The sequence below is a fragment of the Gordonia sp. DT219 genome (genome assembly GCF_049847065.1).
GTDB lineage: Bacteria > Actinomycetota > Actinomycetes > Mycobacteriales > Mycobacteriaceae > Gordonia.
Genome location: NZ_JBNCNR010000001.1, coordinates 32,893 through 48,959 on the forward strand (window position 1 = coordinate 32,893; position 16,067 = coordinate 48,959).

A 16,067-nucleotide genomic window follows, 5' to 3' on the forward strand; every position below is an offset into this window, starting at 1 on the left:
AGAAGGTCCGCGACCTACAGGGTCTCGCCACCGATCCCGTACTGCGCCTTCACTTCCTTGGTGCGGATGTGCTCGACGTAGAAGGACAGGAACGGGATGGTGCCGGCGATGGCGGTCACCACGATCTTGCCGAGCGGCCACCGCACCTTGATCGCGAGATCCACGGCCATGATCAGGTACACGAAGTAGACCCACCCGTGCACGATCGGCACGAAGTCCAGCGAGTCGACGCCGAAGCCGTATTTGAGGATCAGCTCGAGGACCAGGAGCAGCAACCACAGGCCCGTGACCCACGCCAGCACGCGGTAGCGGAGCAGGGAACCCTTGACCTTCTCGATGGGTGCGGTGGTGGGCTGGGCGGTCTCGGTCACTTCGAGCGGTCCTCACTGACGGATGAATCGGGCATGGCCGTCGCCAGGCGACCGTTGACTGCGGCATGGTCGGCGGCGCTGAGTTCGGCCAGGTATCGGTTGTATTCGCGCATCGTGTCGTCGTCATCTCCCGAGGAGTGATTGTGCAGCGACGATGCGCTGGGGGTGGTGGGGCGCTCGGGAAGCAGATCCTGCGGGATCTCGCGGATGCCCTTCTCGGCGGCCTCCTTCTGCAGCTCCTCCGGATTGCTCTCCAGGACGACGAAGCGCCGGTACGCCCAGATGAACGCGAATCCGAATGCCGGCCACTGCAATGCGTAGCCCAGGTTCTGGGCGGTTCCGCCACCCGATTCGTAGGTATCCCACTGCCACCACGCCAGGCCCAGGCACACGATCGCGGCCAGTGCGACCAGCACGAGGAGCGCTGGGCGGTGGCGGCGACGGCCGGACTGCACGGACATACCTACGACGGTACCTGGCCTGCACGGATGGGTTCGCCCCTGGCCCCGTGATCTGCGTCAAGGCGTTGGCGTGGCGCGTCGATCGTTCCGGCGTCCGGTGCGGGTGACCGCCGTTGCGGACGGTACTCTGGTGCCCGCACGCGCGAGTGGCGGAATTGGCAGACGCGCTGGATTTAGGTTCCAGTGTCTACGGACGTGGGGGTTCAAGTCCCCCCTCGCGCACCATCAAAGTCGCTGTTCGAATCAACACGCCATTGGACGGATTCGGCATGGTCGCCCGATTGTGAAGTCAACTTGTGGGGTGGGCGTCCAGATTCGCTTGACCATGGCCGGTCAAGAGAGGAAGACCACGGGCGCCCAAAGCGGGCGCAGCTCTTCGAGCCCGAACCAGTCCAATCGACCTATTGACGAGACCAAACGTGGATGATGCATACGGAGCGCTGGTTGGACGGTCTATCGCTGACTGCACTCGACTGATGCGGAAGGCCGAGCCCACGAACATCCGTGACGTGATGATTCCGTGGACCGGGAAGCGGGTCGGATCCGCGTCGCCGGCACCGATCTCGATGTCCTCGGGACGGACCATCACCAACACGTCGCCACGCTGGCGGTCGTCGTCGACGACCAACGTCGGTCCGTCCCCGCGCAGCCGCACCGCCGCTGTGGTGTCGGAGTGTCCGGAAGCGTTGCCGGGCAAGAGATTCGCTGACCCGAGGAAGGATGCGACGAATGGGTTCGCCGGGTTGCGATAGATCTCTTCCGGCGCGCCCACCTGCTCGATGCGTCCGTCGTTCATCACGATGATGCGATCACTGAGCGACAGCGCCTCATCCTGGTCGTGGGTGACGAAGATCGTCGTGAGGCCCACCGTGGACTGGAACTCCTTGAGCCAGTTGCGGGCCTGCTCGCGAAGTTTCGCGTCCAGGTTGGACAGCGGTTCGTCAAGGAGCAGGACCCCAGGCGAGTAGACGACGGCCCGCGCGAGCGCCACCCGCTGTTGCTGACCGCCGGAGAGCTGGTAGGGGTACCGGTCGGCCAGCCCCTCCAGTCCGACCATCGACAGCGCTTCATGCACCTTCGGCGCGATCTCGTCCTTGCCGACCTTGCGCAGCCGCAACGGGTAGGAGACATTCTCGGCCACCGTCTTGTGCGGCCAGAGCGCATACGACTGGAACACCACCCGCAGTTGCGGCGCTCCGGCGGCCGGTCGATCGAGCGTTCGCTGTCGAAGAGGACTTCCGACCCGCAGGTGATGGTGCCGCGTGTCGGGCGGGTCAGGCCGGCGATCGACATCCGTGAGGCGATCAAACGTCTCGAAGCCGATGGACTACTCGAACGGATGGGTCCGCGAACGGTTCGCGTCGCTGCACCCACCCATGCCACCCAGGGGCAGCGGGCCGAAGTGGAGATCGCCCTACGGGGCCTGGTGTCCCGGCTTGCCGCGATCCACGCCACCGAGGACGACATCGCGCACCTGACAGAGCTTCTCGACGCCGCCGAGGACCAAAGCCGCCTCTACAACGCGCGGGTCGAAGAGGGCCTGCTGATCGATGGGTACGCCGAACACGTCTACGTCAGGATTCAGGAGTTCAACGCCGGTATCCTGGCCAGCACGCACAATCCGGTGCTGGTACGACTCTTCGAGCAAACGCGGGCACTGTCGAGCGCCGAGCGTCGCGAACGTTCCCTGGACCGCTTGGAAAACGATCAAACCTTCGGTCGCGCCCGGTGGGACAGTCACCGCCGGACGTTGGACGCTATTCGAAGTCGTGATCCCGATCTTGCCGAACGAACCGCGCTGGAACGGGCAGAGAGCGCCATGCGGGATCTGACCGCAGGGCACGACGAACCCGCGTGAGCGCCGACGGGTCCGTGACGGCAGTCGGTCCGTCGGTCTTGCGCTGGTGATAGAGGGCAGCGACCACCACACCGGCGATCACGAGTGTTCCGCCGGTCCAGATCGTTGCGCGTGCGCCCACATGTTGCCCGATCCATCCCATGATCGGTGCGACGATCGGTGTTCCGCCGAACGTGACCGTCATGTAGAGAGCCATGATCCGGCCGCGATAGGACGGGTCGACCGCTATCTGCACCGCGGTGTTCGCGCCGTTGAGCACGGTGATGGAACACAGTCCGACCAGGGGCGCGACCGCGACGAAGGCGATGTAGGAAGGCATGGCGCCCCAGAGCAACTCGGCACACCCGAAGGCGAGCGCGGCAGTCCCGACCAAACGCGCGCCGATGGTGGCGCGCCGCGCGGCCAGCAACGAGCCCAGCAGTGAGCCGATGGCCAGACACGAAGTGACAAGAGCGAATTGGCCGGCACCCTTGCCGAATTCCTTCGTCGCCATCAATGCGGTCATGATCTCGAAGTTGAGGCCGAATGCTCCCGTGAACGCGGCGATGATGATGATCGCCACGAGCCGTGGCTGCGCGGCCAGGTGCCGAAAACCCTCGCGCAGCTGCCCGGGTCGGCGCGGACTGCGGTGCGGGGCCTGGAGGCGACTCACATCCATGCGGTGCAACTGGATCAGGACTGCCAGATAGGAGCCGGCGTTGATCAGCATGACGACGCCGGTGGCCGAAATGCCTTGGCCGAGTGCGCCGATGATCGCTCCGGCCAACGCCGGGCCGACGAAATGTGCGGCGTTGAACGACGCCGAGTTGAGGCCGACCGCGTTGGGCAGGTCTTTTGGTGGAACCATCTCCGAGACAAACGAGTTGCGGGCGGGGCCGTCGAATGCCGCCGCGATACCGAAGATGACGACGATGACGTAGACGAGCCACAGGGCAATGGCGCCGGTGATCGCGAGCACGCCGAGCACCAGCGACACGACTGCCATGGTGATCTGGGTGCTCTCCAGGACGCGTCGCTTGGAGAAGCGGTCGACGACGAGACCGGCATATGGAGTGAGCAGCAGTGTCGGCAGGAACTGGAGGCCGGTGGCGATTCCCAGTGCGGTCCCGTCATGCGTCAGCTGCAGCACCAGCCAGTCCTGCGCGATCCGCATCATCCAGGTGCCGATGCTCGAGATCGCACTCCCGGCGAAGTAGTTCCGATAGTTGGGGTGACGCAGTGAACGGAAGGTGCTGCTCACCATCCGCCGCCGTGGGGCGTGGCGTCGAAAGGTGCGGCTATGCCTGCGGGGTGCTGTGCGCGGTCCCCCTCGCGATCATGCGGTGCGGGATGGGCGAGCGCGACAGCGGATTTCATGGTGTGGTGGGTGCTCCGTTCTGTGGTTGTGTCCGGTTCCCGTCTCGGCTAGTCCAAGACGTCCATCAAGGTCTGTTGGCGCTTGGTGGCCTTCGCGCGGATCTCGCCGACGTCGGCGGTGCGGACCTCGCGGTCCTTGACGACGGTCTGCCCGTCGACCAGGACGGTGTGCACGTCACGTCCGCTCGCGCATTCGTAGAGGAATGCCTCCTCGGAGGCATATCCGGCCGCGTCGGGTCCGTCGGTGGCGATGAGAACGATGTCGGCGCGCTTGCCGATCTCGAGCGAGCCGGTATGGGACGAGATCCCCATGGCGCGAGCGCCTCCGACGATCGCCATGTCGAGCGGCTCGTGCGGCTGCACGGCATTGCGGTTGTGCACGGATGTCCCATAGATGAACTGCTGTCCGATGCGGGCGAGCATCGCCACCCGAAACAGATCCAGGGTGCCCAGGCCGGCCACCCCGTCGGTGCCCAGACCGATCTTGACGCCGCGTCGCCACATGGCCAGCGCCGGTGGCGCACCGATCCCGTAGTTGCCTTTGGCGCAGTGTGCGGCGGAGACGCCGTGGGCGGCATACTTGTCCACGTCATCGGGGTCGGCAAGGATCGAATGGGCACCGTGCAAGGTCTCGTCGAACACGCCCAGGTCGATGAGGTAGTCGACGGGCCGCTTGCCGTAGCGCTCCAACGTGAAGTCGATCTCGTAGGTGCCCTCGACGAGGTGCGTGTGAACCTTGACCCCTCGCTTCGAGGCTTCCCGATGAATGTCGACGATGAGTTCTGGTGTGCAGGAGATGATCTGCCGCAACGACATTCCGCCGGTCACGCGTGCCGAACCGTCGGCGGCGGCCGGGAACTTCTCGACCACCTCGATGTTGCGGGCGAGTGCGTGTTCGGCCGAGTCCACCATCGAGCCGGGGATCCGTTCGCCCCCGTCCATCGTCGACAGCGACACGGCGCCACGGATGCCGGTGGTCTCGGCGGCGGCCGCCATGGCCTCGGGATGCGGCCCGCCGGCCTCGAAGAACGACGTCGTCCCGGTCTGGAGCATCGACGTGTAGGCCAACAGTCCGGAGAGTTCGACGTCGTCGTAGGACAGCGCCGCCTCGAACGGAACCAGATATTCGCGCCACGTCGGAATCCGAAGTGCCTTGCGGGCGCCGAGAGTCGACAACAATCCGCGCATGAGCGTTTGTCCGGTGTGCAGATGAGCGTCGGTCAGGCCGGGGATGGCGATCTTGCCGTCGGCGAAGATCCGCTCGCGGGCCGTCCACCGCGAGTTGATGTCGGCAGTTGTCCCGATATCGACGATGACACCGGCGTCGATGGCGATAGCACCGTCACCGGTCGTCGCCCGTGCCGGGTCAAAGGTCACCACATGTGCATTCTGGATGATCAGATCGATGTTCGGCATTCCGCGGTCCTGACGATGGTAGGGATCTGGGCGCGCAGCCCGGGTATCGCCGGTCCACGCGTACGCTGCGCTAAACCGATTTTGCACGGGCGGCCACGGCTGCGCAACGCGTGCGGTTTCACTTCGCGTGAACGTAACGAGGCCGAAACCACCTCCGGTTGCCGCGCCGGCAGGTGCGTGGCGGTTGCCGGTTGTACGATCGGCAACCACACCGGGATCGCGCGCGCGATCCGGATGATCGAAGAGAGAATGGGCGAAGGAGATCTGTGGGCGAGAAGAAGCCGCGGCCGACGATCGCCGATGTGGCGGCGCGTTCCGGAGTCTCCCGGACGACCGTATCGATGGCGCTCAACGGAAAAGGGCGGATCGACCCCGCGACCCGGGAACGCGTCCGGGTGGCCGCCGCCGAACTGAACTACCGCGCAAGCGTTCGGGCGCAACGACTCCGCGGCGGACGCGCACATTCGATCGCCCTGATCACCGCGCTGCCCGCGACGATCGTGGGAGAGGCCTCGCACCAGGGTTTCCTTCTCGACCTGGCGTTGCCCGCCGCACAATTCTGTCTGGAAAGCGGCTATTCGCTGGTTCTCGTTCCGCCACTGGAAACCGAGGGTCATCTCGACGCGCTCGATATCGACGGCGCCATCGTCATCGACCCCGAAGACGACGATCCGCGGTGTAATGCGCTGGCCCAACGGGGGGTTCAGGTGGTGACCATCGGCGCCGCCGACGGGGTCGACGCCGCGGGCGTCATCGACCGCGGGCTCGGCGGCGCCGACGTGATGATCGACCACCTGGAGCGCAACGGTGCGCGTGACATCGTGGTGCTCTCCAGCGCCGAGTCGTATCCGATCAAGAAGGCAGTACTGACATACACCGAGCTGAAGGCGGCGCATCCGAAATCGGAACGACCGATCACCGTCGCGTTCGCCCCCGCGGCCGCCGGGGAGAAGGGGGGTGAGGATGCCGCACTGGAGATCTTGTCCGGCACGTCCCGTCCCGACGCGATCTATGCACCGCTGGATGCGTTCGCCGTCGGCGTGGCCCGGGCGGCGGCGCGACTCGGCATTGCGGTGCCCGACGAGCTGATGGTGGCCACCAACTACGACGGGCGTCGGGCGAACCTCGTCCAACCCCCGCTGACCGCACTGGATCTCCACCTGCCCGAGATGGCACACGCCGCGGCGTCGTTGCTGCTTTCCATCCTCGAGGACGACGACGATACGACCGAATCGCCGCGTGTGGTCACCGCGCCGGTTCCCACTGTGGTCGCGCGCGGCTCGACCGGTCGGATGAAGGCCGTCGCGAAGCAGGGTCGCGAGAGCAGCCGCCGCGCATGACGATCCGGATCGAGCCGCTCACCGACGTCGAATGCGTGCTCGGGGAGTCGCCGATGTGGGATCCCGACGCGGAGCGACTCTACTGGGTCGACAGTTTCGGCCGGATGATCCACCACGTCCGACCCGATGGATCCGAGCTGGGGCATGTCCGGGTCTCGGCGAATATCGGATCGATGGTTCTCGACACCGACGGCAAGGCAATGGCCGCGATGAAGACCGGCATCCACCGGATCGATCTCGATTCGGGTGAGAGCGAGCGGCTGCATCATCCCGAAAAGCCGCGTCCGGCCAACACACTCAACGACAGCAAGGTCGACCGGGCGGGCCGGATGTGGTTCGGATCGATCGCCGGCGGTGACCATGCCGACGCGAGTCTGTATCGCCTCGATCCGGATCTGAGTCTGCATGTCCTCGACGGCGGCATCGGGATCTCCAACGGCCCATGCTTCGCTCCGGACGACGCCACGTTCTATTTCTCCGACAGTGCCGCGGAAGCGGTGTACGCCTACGACTTCGACGTCGCGAGCGGTTCGCTGAGCAACAAGCGAGAGTTCCGCACCGCACCCGCCGCCGGTGCCTCGGTCGACGGAGCCACCGTCGACGCCGAAGACCACTACTGGTGTGCACACGTCTACGGGAGTCGGATCGCGCGCTACACACCGGAGGGGACGCGTGTACTGGAGATCGCGCTGCCGGCTGCGGCGGTGACCAGTGTGATGTTCGGCGGCCCGGACCTCGACATCTTGTATGTGACGTCGATGAAGAAGCCGCTGTCGCGGCCGGTGGCGCCCGGCCCGTTGGCCGGGCGGCTCTTCGCCATCACCGGACTCGGGATCACCGGCGTCGCCGAACCCAAGTTCGGCTGCCGCGGTTGAGTTCACCGCTTCGGCCGGTTCAGGGCCGTGGTCGACCACCCGTGCCGTGCCGGGCCGTCGACGGAGTCGGAGCCGACGGGGCCGCGGTCGTGGTGCTCGGCGTGGGCAGGGTCGCGGTATCCCGATTGGCCTGTGCGCCACGGCCGGAGCCGGTGGTGTCGTCCTCGGAGAGACACATCGACCGGATCACGTTGTGGTAGTTGACAAGTCCGTAGGTCAGTGGCAGTGCGGCGAGGGCGCCGAGTGCGCGGGACGGAGAGAGGAAGCCGGGACTCGGGCTACCGAAGATCTGGCCCTCCGCCAGCCCGCCGACAGTGGTGAACAGATACAGCGACAGATAGTAGGAGTAGTAGGCAGCCGTCAATGACTTGGTGACGGTGAGGTCGGCGACGCTGACCGTCTCGAAGGGGTTGTCGCCCTGGTTCAGGTTGTGTTTGAGGCCGATCGTGATGTCGAGCGGCGCGCCGCCGACATACGGGATCATGCTGCCGACGAGTGACGCCACCGACTCGAGCTGGGTGAAGTCGGCAGGGTCGGCGGGAATCAGGTTGTGCGGCAGCCGAGTTGTGCGCATTTTCGCCACCACGGCGTTGGTCTCGTCGGCGATGCGCTTTTTCTGCGCAGTCGTGGTGACCAGGTGTTGCGCGTAGTCGCCGGTACGGGTGACGATCCGGCTCAGCGGGAGATCCCCGATCGGCCGGCAGGTGTCGTCGTCGGCGAGTGCGACCTGTCCGGCGGCCTCGCGTACTGCGGCCGGAAGGTCGATGTCATAGGTGGTGTCGGTGCTGGGGCGCCCGGCCTGCGCGCGCTGGTCTCCGGTGACTCGGGCGACGCACTGGTTCATCACCATGGCCGCGATCGCCTGGTAGAGAGTCTGGGAACCGAGTACCCCACCCTGGACCGCGAGCTGCAGGATCGTGTTGTAGGTGATGAACCCGTCGAGGGACGACAACGACGTCGGGGTCAGCGGACTGCCCAGGAACGGCGTCAGCTGCGTCGCGAGTTTCGCCGGTGCGATGACCGTGACGAACAGATACAGCCACGCGGTCTCCACCGCCTGGGTCAGCGTGATGTTCCCGAGCGGGATGGCCTCGCCGTCCTGGCCGTCGCGAATCTTCAACAGTTGCGTGATGATCCACTGCGACACCGGACCGCGATACTTCGTCGACGGATCGTCGGAGTCGGCGCCGAGTGCCATCGGGTTATCGGAGATCGCCAGCGTCGACACGTTCAGCCGTTCCATGTCGCGATGCGCCGCCTGCCTGGCCGCGTAGGCATTCTGGCGCAACTGCGGTGGCAGTGACGGCAGAATCGAGGCGAACAGTGAGTCGTAGACGACCGACAGGCTGGTGAATTCGCCGCTGACACAGACGGTGGGCTTACCGCGATTCTCCGGCAGCGGCGCGAGCAGCGACCTAGGGCTCTGCGCGATACGGTCGATACGCTCCTGATAGGTTTCCGGCGCCGGGTTCGGGGTCGGGGGCTTGACCTTGGTTGCCACCGGCGCCGGTTGGGGTACGAGAGCGGGACTGATCACGGCCGCAGTGCCGTTCGAGGTGAATGCACCGGCGGAAAACGCCGTCAGCGTCACGGCCGTCAGTAGTCGGAGGGTCCAGGAGCGTCTACGTCTCGGCTGCCGATTATCTTCCACCCCAACGGTATTCATGCGCATTTCTCCGACCCCGCAGCAGACGTATGGCTTGGTGGTCGGCGAGGAACCTGCGCCGGGACAGAAGGCGGCGTCGTGCCCAGAGGACCGAGTGCAAAGTTAGCAACTCCGTGTGCCTTTACGTATGTGAGCCTGCTCACAGGTGAGTGCGGATCGAGGGTTGGGCGGCCGACCGCGGTGGTCGTCAACTGCGGTTGACGTCGCGGTGGCTTATGGAGGACGATCACCACATGCGAACATCTGTGGGCCCTGATGGCCCGGAAGAACCCGACAACCCGGTGACCGCACTCACCGCTGTCGCCAAGCGCCGGGTGGACGTCGCGCGGGACGAGGAGGCCGCCGTACGCCGTGCGCGTGCGGCAGGACTGTCCTGGGCGGAAATCGGTGTGCTGCTCGGCGTTTCGAAGCAGGCGATGCACAAGAAGTATCGGCAGGTCGGGTGATGTCGGGGTTGCCGCTGCAGTCGGGCGCGGCGGTCGATGCGCTCGGGGTGGATCTGCGCCGGGCCGGATTCACCGCAGACGGAGTGTCCGCGGCGCTCGGTGACGACGCCAACGCGGCCTTGGGCCGCGGGGTGTGGTGGCCCGCGCTGCGCGCGACACGCCGGGGCTCGGGCGCAGATTCGCTGTCGACGTTGATCCGGCTGTTCCTACTCGGGTCGGATGAAGACGAATCCGCTCTCGCCGAGGCGTTCCCGACGACGACGCTGCCCGCGCTGCTGGCCGAAGGCGTCATCGAGCGTGCCCCAGACAACCGGTACTGCGCGATCCTGGATATCCGTCCGCACGCCGACGACGTCAACGATTTCCTGGTGATCTCCGATCAGGATGCGGCGATGCGGTCGGGTCCGGTCGCCCATGATCACGTCCTGGGGATAGGTGGCGCGTCGATCTCGTTGGCGCGCGCGATCATTCGCGATCGTGTTGGCGCCGCGCTGGACCTGGGCACCGGATGCGGTATCCAGGCTTTGCATCTCGCGGCGCATTGCGACTCGATCGTCGCCACCGACACCAATCCGCGGGCCCTGGCACTCGCCGCCGCCACCGCACGTCTCAACGGGATGCGCTGGGATCTGCGGGCGGGCAGCCTCTTCGAGCCCGTTGCCGGAGAACGCTTCGATCTGATCGTGTCCAATCCGCCCTTCGTGGTGGGTGCCGGCGGACAGGACTACATCTACCGCGATTCGGGCATGGCCGGAGACGCCCTGTGTGCCGGACTGATCGAGCAGTTGCCCGACCATCTCGCCGACGGCGGAACCGCACAACTGCTCGCCAACTGGATCGTCCGCGACGGCACCGACTGGCGCGAGCGTGTCGGCGGGTGGCTCGCCGGTACGGGCCTCGACGCCTGGGTCGTGCAGCGTGAGCTCGCCGACCCGATCAGTTATGTCTCACTATGGCTTTCGGATGCCGGCGAAGACGCCGAGCAGCTCGCCCGGCGCGGCTCGGACTGGCTCGATTGGTTCGCCGAGGAGAAGATCGCCGGCGTGGGCATGGGGCTGATCACGCTACGCAAGCGGCGCTCCGGGACGGGCCGGGCCGGCGAGAAGTTCGTCGCCGATCAGGTGCTCGAGGAGATCACCGGCGCCGGGGAAGAGGTCACCGGCGCGGAGGCGAAGGCATTTCTCGATCGGCGCGCCTACCTGCGCGAGACCGACGACGCACACCTGTTGGCGGCGCGCCTGGGCACCGCCCCGGTCTTCCTCGAGACTCAGTCACTGCCGGGGGAGGAGGGCTGGCAGGAGATCGGATCGGCGGTGCGACGCCCCGGCGGTCCCGGTGCGGTCCTCGGCGTCGACGAGGTATCGCGGGCACTGCTCGCGGGTTGCCGGGGCACGGTGCCGTTGAGCACACTGGTCGAACTCCTCGCCGCACACCACGGCGTCGACGCCGATGCGCTCGCCACGGCCGCGCTGCCCGTGGTGCGGGAGGCGATCGGCCGGGGAATCCTCTTCGAGATCCGCTGATACGCAAGCGCTATTGCCTGCAATGGTGGGCGATTGTCCGGTCAGCCAAAGGTGGCATCGAGGGCGTGGGTGAGGTCGTCGGCGAGATCGTCGGCGTCCTCGAGTCCGACCGAGAACCGCAGATGTCCGAGGGTGCGGAACGGCTCGGGGTAGGCGGCGACCCGCGGACCTTCGGTACCGACATGCACGATCAGTGATTCGTCGTGGCCGAGCGAGACCGCCGAGGTGATCACCCGAAGGTGAGATACGAAGCGGTTCTGGGTGTCCGGATCGCCGTCGACGGCGAACGCCATCATCGCGCCGAAGCCGCGTCCACCGAACTGGCGGGCAGCGAGCTCGTGCTGGGGATGAGTGGCAAGGCCCGGGTGGGCAACGAAGGCCACCCGCGGGTCGTCCGCGAGCAAATCCGCCAATTGTTTTGCGGTGGACTGGTGTTGGCGAAGGCGCAACGGCAGGGTGATGGATCCGCGTTCGATCAGCCACGCGTTGAACGGTGAGATGACTCCGCCCACGTCGACCATCGCTTCCTTCTTGATCTGCGCGATGAGGTGCGCTGCCCCGATCACGGCGCCGCCCATGGCATCCCCGTGGCCGTTGATGTACTTCGTCAGCGAGTGGACGACAAGGTCGGCGCCGTCGTCGAGCGGCCGGTACAGCGGCGGGGGAGTGAAGGTCGAATCCACCACGAGCAGTGCATCGGCCCGGCGGGCGATGTCGGCGAGCGCGGCGATGTCGGCGACCTTGGTGGTCGGGTTGGCAATGGCCTCGGTCACGACCATCCGGGTGTTGGGCCGAACGGCGGCGGCGACGGCCTCGAGATCGGTGACGTCCACGAACGTCGCGTCGATGCCGTACTTGCGCGGCATCAGGTCGGTCCACAGTTTGAACGTGGCCTCGTAGGTGATGTCGGAGACCACCACGTGGTCGCCGGTGGCGAGGAAGGTGAAGAACACCGAGTTCAGCGCTGCGACACCGGAAGCGAGCGCCACCGCGTCCTCGCCATGGTCGAGAAGGGCGAGTTTACGTTGCAGGGCAAGCTGATTGGCGCCAGAATTGCGAGTGTAGAAGAGCTGATCGGTGCCCGACCAATCCACCGACTCCGGATTTGATGGGAGATGATAGGAGTTGGCCATGGTGATCGGGGTCCGGATCGCCGGGCCGCTCGGCGCGTTTCCCGCGTGCACGCAGGCGGTCATGTCGCCTGCGGTGCGCAGCATCGCATCGTGTCCAGGTTCGTTCACCCCGGTGCCATTGACCCCGGCCCCGTCTTTCTCGGCCCCATTGTCATCGGCCCTGCTCACATCGACTCCGTTTCGTCGGTTCTGCTCGGCATTCCCGGTACCGCGACGGGTGCTCACGTCCCGTTCACGCGGCCTGATCTGCATCTACCGGCTCCGGCCGCGGGCTTCTCGCGGGGGTCGGCACGAGATCGCGTCGTGGAAGCAGTGTATGTCGGGCCTCGGGCGTCGATTCCTCGGCGGTGCGCGTGACGAACCAGGCGCCGATCACCATCGGCAACCGGTGCAGTTTGTCGATGCCACAAGTGTGCCGGAACTCCGCCCACGCCCAGCAGGCGAGGAATATCCCGACGGCCAACGCCGACATGAGCATCGGTGGCCACGGACGGTCGGCGATGAGCACCGGCACCGCGATCAGTGCGACGGCCTGGACGACGTAGGAGTCCAGACTTCGGGTTCCCGACATCGTCAGTGGACGAAGCCAATTGCGGTGCCACAACGACAGGAAGACCCGGAAGACGCCGTAGACCACCGGCACCACGACCCACGCGCCGAGGGCGCGGGCCGGCCCGAACTCGAGCTTGTCGGCAAGCAAGGGCTCCAACGACTTCCATGGCCCGATGGTCACGAGGTGATGCAGTCCGAGGGCGACGCAGGCCGCGATGGCGAGCAACAACGGAAGGTTGCGTTCGATACGGCGAGCCAGATCCCAGCGCACCCAGTTCCAGCCGATGACCAGTGCGGGCACGAACATGATCTGCCAACCCGCCCAATTCTGAATCCGGGCGCCGCCGGCCTCGGCGGTCAGATAGAACCAGTCGGGTGCGGCGAGCTGCGCGACGACGTACAGGGTGACCGACCCCAGCAGGATCGCCTTTGTGCCACCGCGGGCCAGCAACGGGAGCAGCGCCGCGGCCGCGGCCATCAGCACCATGTAGAGCAGCAGGATGTTGCCGCCGCTGGGCAGATAGGTCATCGTCACCGCCGCCACCACACCCTGGGTCCATCCGTCGGCGGGGCGCAGCCATGTGAGACGTTCATACCCGGCCATGCCGGCCACGACTGCGCAGAGAGCCAGTGTGAGCTGGCAGAAGTAGAGAACCGCAAGACGTTTGGCGAGCCGACGGTAGGCGAAGCGCAGCCCGCGGGTCTCGATCCAGCGCTGGTGGACCAACCCCAGGACGAATCCCGACAGCAAGACGAACACGCTCATACCGTCGACGTAGGGAAACGCATGGGTCGGCACGGCAACGGCCGCGCCGTCGGCGAAGTGGGCGGTGATCATGCTCCAGATCGCCAGGCCGCGTGTCACGTCGATCGCGAGGTCCCGGTTCATCGGTCCAGACACTAGGCGCACGGCAGAGATGAGCCGGCGCGACACGGCAGCTGAGTCCCAATCGTCACATTTGCCACATAGGTCACATCGGACGCAAGTGACCCCGATGGCAGCGCGGGGCCGACCAGACGTCGTCCGGTCGGCCCCGCGCGCAGAAGGTGTGAGAGGCGGTGCTCACGTGTAGAGGTCGGCGATCGCCTTCTTGTATGTGTCGCTGATGACGTTGCGCTTGAGCTTCATCGTCGGGGTGAGCTCACCGGAGTCGATGGTGAAATCGGTGTCGAGGATCTCGAACTTCTTGATGGCCTCGGCCTTGGACACCTTGGCGTTCGCCTCGTCCACGGCCGTCGAGATCTCTGCGCGGAGGTCCTTGTTGCTCGCCAGGTCGGCGATCGGGGTGTCGGCCGGCAGACCCCGACGCTCGAGCCAGCCCGGCGTCGCCTCGGGATCGATGGTGATCAGCGCGCCGATGAACGGCTTGTTGTCGCCGACCACCAGGCATTGGCTGATCATCGGATGTGCGCGGATCGCATCCTCGAGTGGGGCCGGTGAGACGTTCTTACCGCCGGCGGTGACGATGATCTCCTTCTTGCGCCCGGTGATGAAGAGATACCCGTCCTCGAGCCGGCCGATGTCGCCGGTGTGGAACCAGCCACCGCGGATCGCTTCCTCGGTGGCGTCGGGGTTGTGCCAGTAGCCGGTGAAGACCACCGGGCCCTTGAGCAGCACCTCACCGTCCTCGCCGATGGCCACCGAGACGCCGGGTACCGGGCGGCCGACCGATCCCACGCGCTGATGGTCTTCGTTGTTGGCGGTCACCGCGGCTGTTGTCTCGGACAGGCCGTAGCCCTCGTAGACGGGGATGCCGACGCCGCGGAAGAAGTGACCGAGTCGCGCGCCGAGCGGTGCGCCACCCGAGATCGCGCCCTCACAGTTGCCGCCGAGTGCGGCCCGCAACTTCTTGTAGACCAGAATGTCGAACAGCTTGTGCTTGACCGTCAATACCAGCCCGGCCGAACCCTGCTCGGTGGCCTTGCTGTAGTCGATGGCGGTCTGGGCGGCGGTGTCGAAGATCGATCCCTTCCCGCTGTCGTAGGCCTTCTGCTTGGCAGAGTTGTAGACCTTCTCGAACACCCGCGGCACCGAGAGCACGTAGTCCGGTTTGAAGACGGCGAGGTCGTCGATGAGGTGGGGAATGTCGTTGGTGTGTCCGAGGATCACCCCGTTCTCGACACACCCCACGGCCACGACCCGGGCGAAGACGTGCGCCAGCGGCAAAAAGAGAAGTGTCGACTTTCCCTCGACGAGGCCGGCGCCGACCGCGTCGCGTGTGGCGGCACACTCGGCGAGGAAGTTGGCGTGCGTCAACACGACACCCTTCGGTCGACCGGTGGTGCCCGAGGTGTAGATCAATGTCGCTGCGTCGGAAGAGAGTTGGTTGACGTGCCGCTCGTCGAGTGCGTCGTCGCCGATCTGGGCGCCGCGATGGGTGAGCTCGGTCAACGCGTCCCCGTCGATGACGAGTGTCTCGCGCAGCGCGCCGACACCTGCCACGACGTCGTGGTGCTTGGCGTGTTGCTCATCGGACTCGACGATCAGCAGGCTGGTGCCGGAGTTCTCGACGATGTAGCGCACCTGGTCGGTCGCCGAGGTCTCGTAGATGGCGACGGTGACCGCGCCCGCCCGCCAGATCGCATAGTCCAGCACCGTCCACTCGTAGCGGGTGGACGACAGGATCGCGACGCGATCACCAGGTGCCACGCCCGAGGCGATGAGGCCCTTGGCCACGGCGTCGACCTCGTCGGCGAAATGTTTGGCGGTGACCGTGATCCATGTACCGCTGCTGCGACGCTTGAACAGCGGCATCGTCGGCCGCTCGGCGCGATACCGCAGGATCGCATCGACGGTGGTCGCCTTGTCATCGACGGTGAGATCGGACGGTGTGGTGAATTCCTGCATGCTGCTCCTGGCTGGTGAACCGACATAGCGGACAATCCGCTGGTCGGATGGGGCGACTGAAGCCCGAATCGAGGGTACCAGCAGCAATGAGAGGGACATCACACACGCGTTCGCCTGAGCCGGGCGCCATTCGTGGTGACCCTACGACGATGCTCGATGCTCGTTGGATGCGGACTTGACGGGTCCGGCGCATTACAGTTGACGTGATGAACGGAATAGCGA

Annotated in this window: 14 protein-coding genes and 1 tRNA gene; 6 read left to right on the forward strand and 9 right to left on the reverse strand. The window is 66.1% G+C overall.

Going from position 1 to position 16,067, the window contains the following annotated elements; all coding sequences use genetic code 11:
* Positions 1-14: 14 nt before the first annotated feature.
* Positions 15-371 (reverse strand): DUF3817 domain-containing protein, encoded by a 357-nt coding sequence (locus ACPXB3_RS00180; RefSeq protein WP_425703009.1) that lies wholly within the window; start codon positions 369-371, stop codon positions 15-17.
* Positions 368-832: a transcriptional regulator gene (locus tag ACPXB3_RS00185; protein WP_425703011.1), complete on the reverse strand. Its 465-nt coding sequence runs from the start codon at positions 830-832 to the stop codon at positions 368-370. Before ACPXB3_RS00185 ends, ACPXB3_RS00180 begins: the two co-directional genes overlap by 4 nt.
* A gap of 140 nt (positions 833-972) precedes the next feature.
* On the opposite strand from ACPXB3_RS00185, the gene ACPXB3_RS00190 reads away from it, so the two are divergent.
* Positions 973-1,057 (forward strand) — tRNA-Leu (locus ACPXB3_RS00190).
* 64 nt (positions 1,058-1,121) lie between these two features.
* On the opposite strand, the gene ACPXB3_RS00195 is transcribed toward ACPXB3_RS00190, so the two are convergent.
* Complete coding sequence (locus tag ACPXB3_RS00195; protein ID WP_425725853.1) at positions 1,122-2,012, reverse strand: ABC transporter ATP-binding protein; 891 nt, start codon at positions 2,010-2,012, stop codon at positions 1,122-1,124.
* A gap of 72 nt (positions 2,013-2,084) precedes the next feature.
* Here ACPXB3_RS00195 and ACPXB3_RS00200 point away from each other — a divergent pair, with 72 nt between their 5' ends.
* The gene (locus ACPXB3_RS00200) at positions 2,085-2,690 is read left to right on the forward strand and encodes an FCD domain-containing protein (RefSeq protein WP_425725855.1); all 606 of its coding nucleotides are present in this window, start codon (positions 2,085-2,087) and stop codon (positions 2,688-2,690) included.
* On the opposite strand, the gene ACPXB3_RS00205 is transcribed toward ACPXB3_RS00200, so the two are convergent.
* Together ACPXB3_RS00205 and ACPXB3_RS00210 are read right to left on the reverse strand one after the other, a co-directional pair.
* Complete coding sequence (locus ACPXB3_RS00205) at positions 2,590-3,930, reverse strand: MFS transporter (protein ID WP_425725857.1); 1,341 nt, start codon at positions 3,928-3,930, stop codon at positions 2,590-2,592. The two genes, ACPXB3_RS00200 and ACPXB3_RS00205, sit on opposite strands and share 101 nt — an antisense overlap.
* A 164-nt stretch (positions 3,931-4,094) precedes the next feature.
* Positions 4,095-5,462 carry an amidohydrolase family protein gene (locus ACPXB3_RS00210; protein ID WP_425725859.1) on the reverse strand — a complete coding sequence of 456 codons (1,368 nt, stop codon included), beginning with the start codon at positions 5,460-5,462 and terminating at the stop codon, positions 4,095-4,097.
* Between the two features lie 266 nt (positions 5,463-5,728).
* On the opposite strand from ACPXB3_RS00210, the gene ACPXB3_RS00215 reads away from it, so the two are divergent.
* Positions 5,729-6,802, forward strand: a complete 1,074-nt coding sequence (locus ACPXB3_RS00215) for a LacI family DNA-binding transcriptional regulator (RefSeq protein ID WP_425725861.1) — start codon at positions 5,729-5,731, stop codon at positions 6,800-6,802.
* Positions 6,799-7,677, forward strand: a complete 879-nt coding sequence (locus ACPXB3_RS00220) for an SMP-30/gluconolactonase/LRE family protein (RefSeq protein ID WP_425725863.1) — start codon at positions 6,799-6,801, stop codon at positions 7,675-7,677. The genes ACPXB3_RS00215 and ACPXB3_RS00220 overlap by 4 nt, the downstream gene beginning before the upstream one ends.
* Before the next feature lie 19 nt (positions 7,678-7,696).
* Here the strand turns inward: ACPXB3_RS00220 and ACPXB3_RS00225 are convergent, their stop codons facing one another.
* Positions 7,697-9,178: a hypothetical protein gene (locus tag ACPXB3_RS00225; RefSeq protein ID WP_425725865.1), complete on the reverse strand. Its 1,482-nt coding sequence runs from the start codon at positions 9,176-9,178 to the stop codon at positions 7,697-7,699.
* Positions 9,179-9,576: 398 nt separating this feature from the next.
* Between ACPXB3_RS00225 and ACPXB3_RS00230 the strand changes: the two genes are divergently transcribed.
* Complete coding sequence (locus ACPXB3_RS00230; RefSeq protein WP_425725867.1) at positions 9,577-9,789, forward strand: hypothetical protein; 213 nt, start codon at positions 9,577-9,579, stop codon at positions 9,787-9,789.
* Positions 9,789-11,312 (forward strand): DUF7059 domain-containing protein, encoded by a 1,524-nt coding sequence (locus ACPXB3_RS00235; protein ID WP_425725869.1) that lies wholly within the window; start codon positions 9,789-9,791, stop codon positions 11,310-11,312. The genes ACPXB3_RS00230 and ACPXB3_RS00235 overlap by 1 nt, the downstream gene beginning before the upstream one ends.
* 41 nt (positions 11,313-11,353) lie before the next feature.
* On the opposite strand, the gene ACPXB3_RS00240 is transcribed toward ACPXB3_RS00235, so the two are convergent.
* The 3 genes from ACPXB3_RS00240 to ACPXB3_RS00250 all read right to left on the reverse strand — a co-directional run bounded on the left by ACPXB3_RS00240 (position 11,354) and on the right by ACPXB3_RS00250 (position 15,845).
* Complete coding sequence (locus ACPXB3_RS00240; RefSeq protein ID WP_425703518.1) at positions 11,354-12,529, reverse strand: trans-sulfuration enzyme family protein; 1,176 nt, start codon at positions 12,527-12,529, stop codon at positions 11,354-11,356.
* Positions 12,530-12,677: 148 nt separating this feature from the next.
* The gene (opgC, locus tag ACPXB3_RS00245; RefSeq protein ID WP_425703024.1) at positions 12,678-13,886 is read right to left on the reverse strand and encodes an OpgC domain-containing protein; all 1,209 of its coding nucleotides are present in this window, start codon (positions 13,884-13,886) and stop codon (positions 12,678-12,680) included.
* A 174-nt stretch (positions 13,887-14,060) separates the two neighbouring features.
* Complete coding sequence (locus ACPXB3_RS00250) at positions 14,061-15,845, reverse strand: AMP-dependent synthetase/ligase (protein WP_425703026.1); 1,785 nt, start codon at positions 15,843-15,845, stop codon at positions 14,061-14,063.
* Positions 15,846-16,067: the final 222 nt, after the last annotated feature.

Bases quoted from the DNA above. Each gene is read 5' to 3' on its own strand.
- ACPXB3_RS00210 (WP_425725859.1), bottom strand. From the start codon at position 5,462: ATGCCGAACATCGATCTGATCATCCAGAATGCACATGTGGTGACCTTT.
- ACPXB3_RS00230 (WP_425725867.1), top strand. From the start codon at position 9,577: ATGCGAACATCTGTGGGCCCTGATGGCCCGGAAGAACCCGACAACCCG.
- ACPXB3_RS00200 (WP_425725855.1), top strand. From the start codon at position 2,085: ATGGTGCCGCGTGTCGGGCGGGTCAGGCCGGCGATCGACATCCGTGAG.
- ACPXB3_RS00220 (WP_425725863.1), top strand. From the start codon at position 6,799: ATGACGATCCGGATCGAGCCGCTCACCGACGTCGAATGCGTGCTCGGG.
- ACPXB3_RS00250 (WP_425703026.1), bottom strand. From the start codon at position 15,845: ATGCAGGAATTCACCACACCGTCCGATCTCACCGTCGATGACAAGGCG.
- opgC (WP_425703024.1), bottom strand. From the start codon at position 13,886: ATGAACCGGGACCTCGCGATCGACGTGACACGCGGCCTGGCGATCTGG.
- ACPXB3_RS00235 (WP_425725869.1), top strand. From the start codon at position 9,789: ATGTCGGGGTTGCCGCTGCAGTCGGGCGCGGCGGTCGATGCGCTCGGG.
- ACPXB3_RS00185 (WP_425703011.1), bottom strand. From the start codon at position 832: ATGTCCGTGCAGTCCGGCCGTCGCCGCCACCGCCCAGCGCTCCTCGTG.
- ACPXB3_RS00240 (WP_425703518.1), bottom strand. From the start codon at position 12,529: ATGCTGCGCACCGCAGGCGACATGACCGCCTGCGTGCACGCGGGAAAC.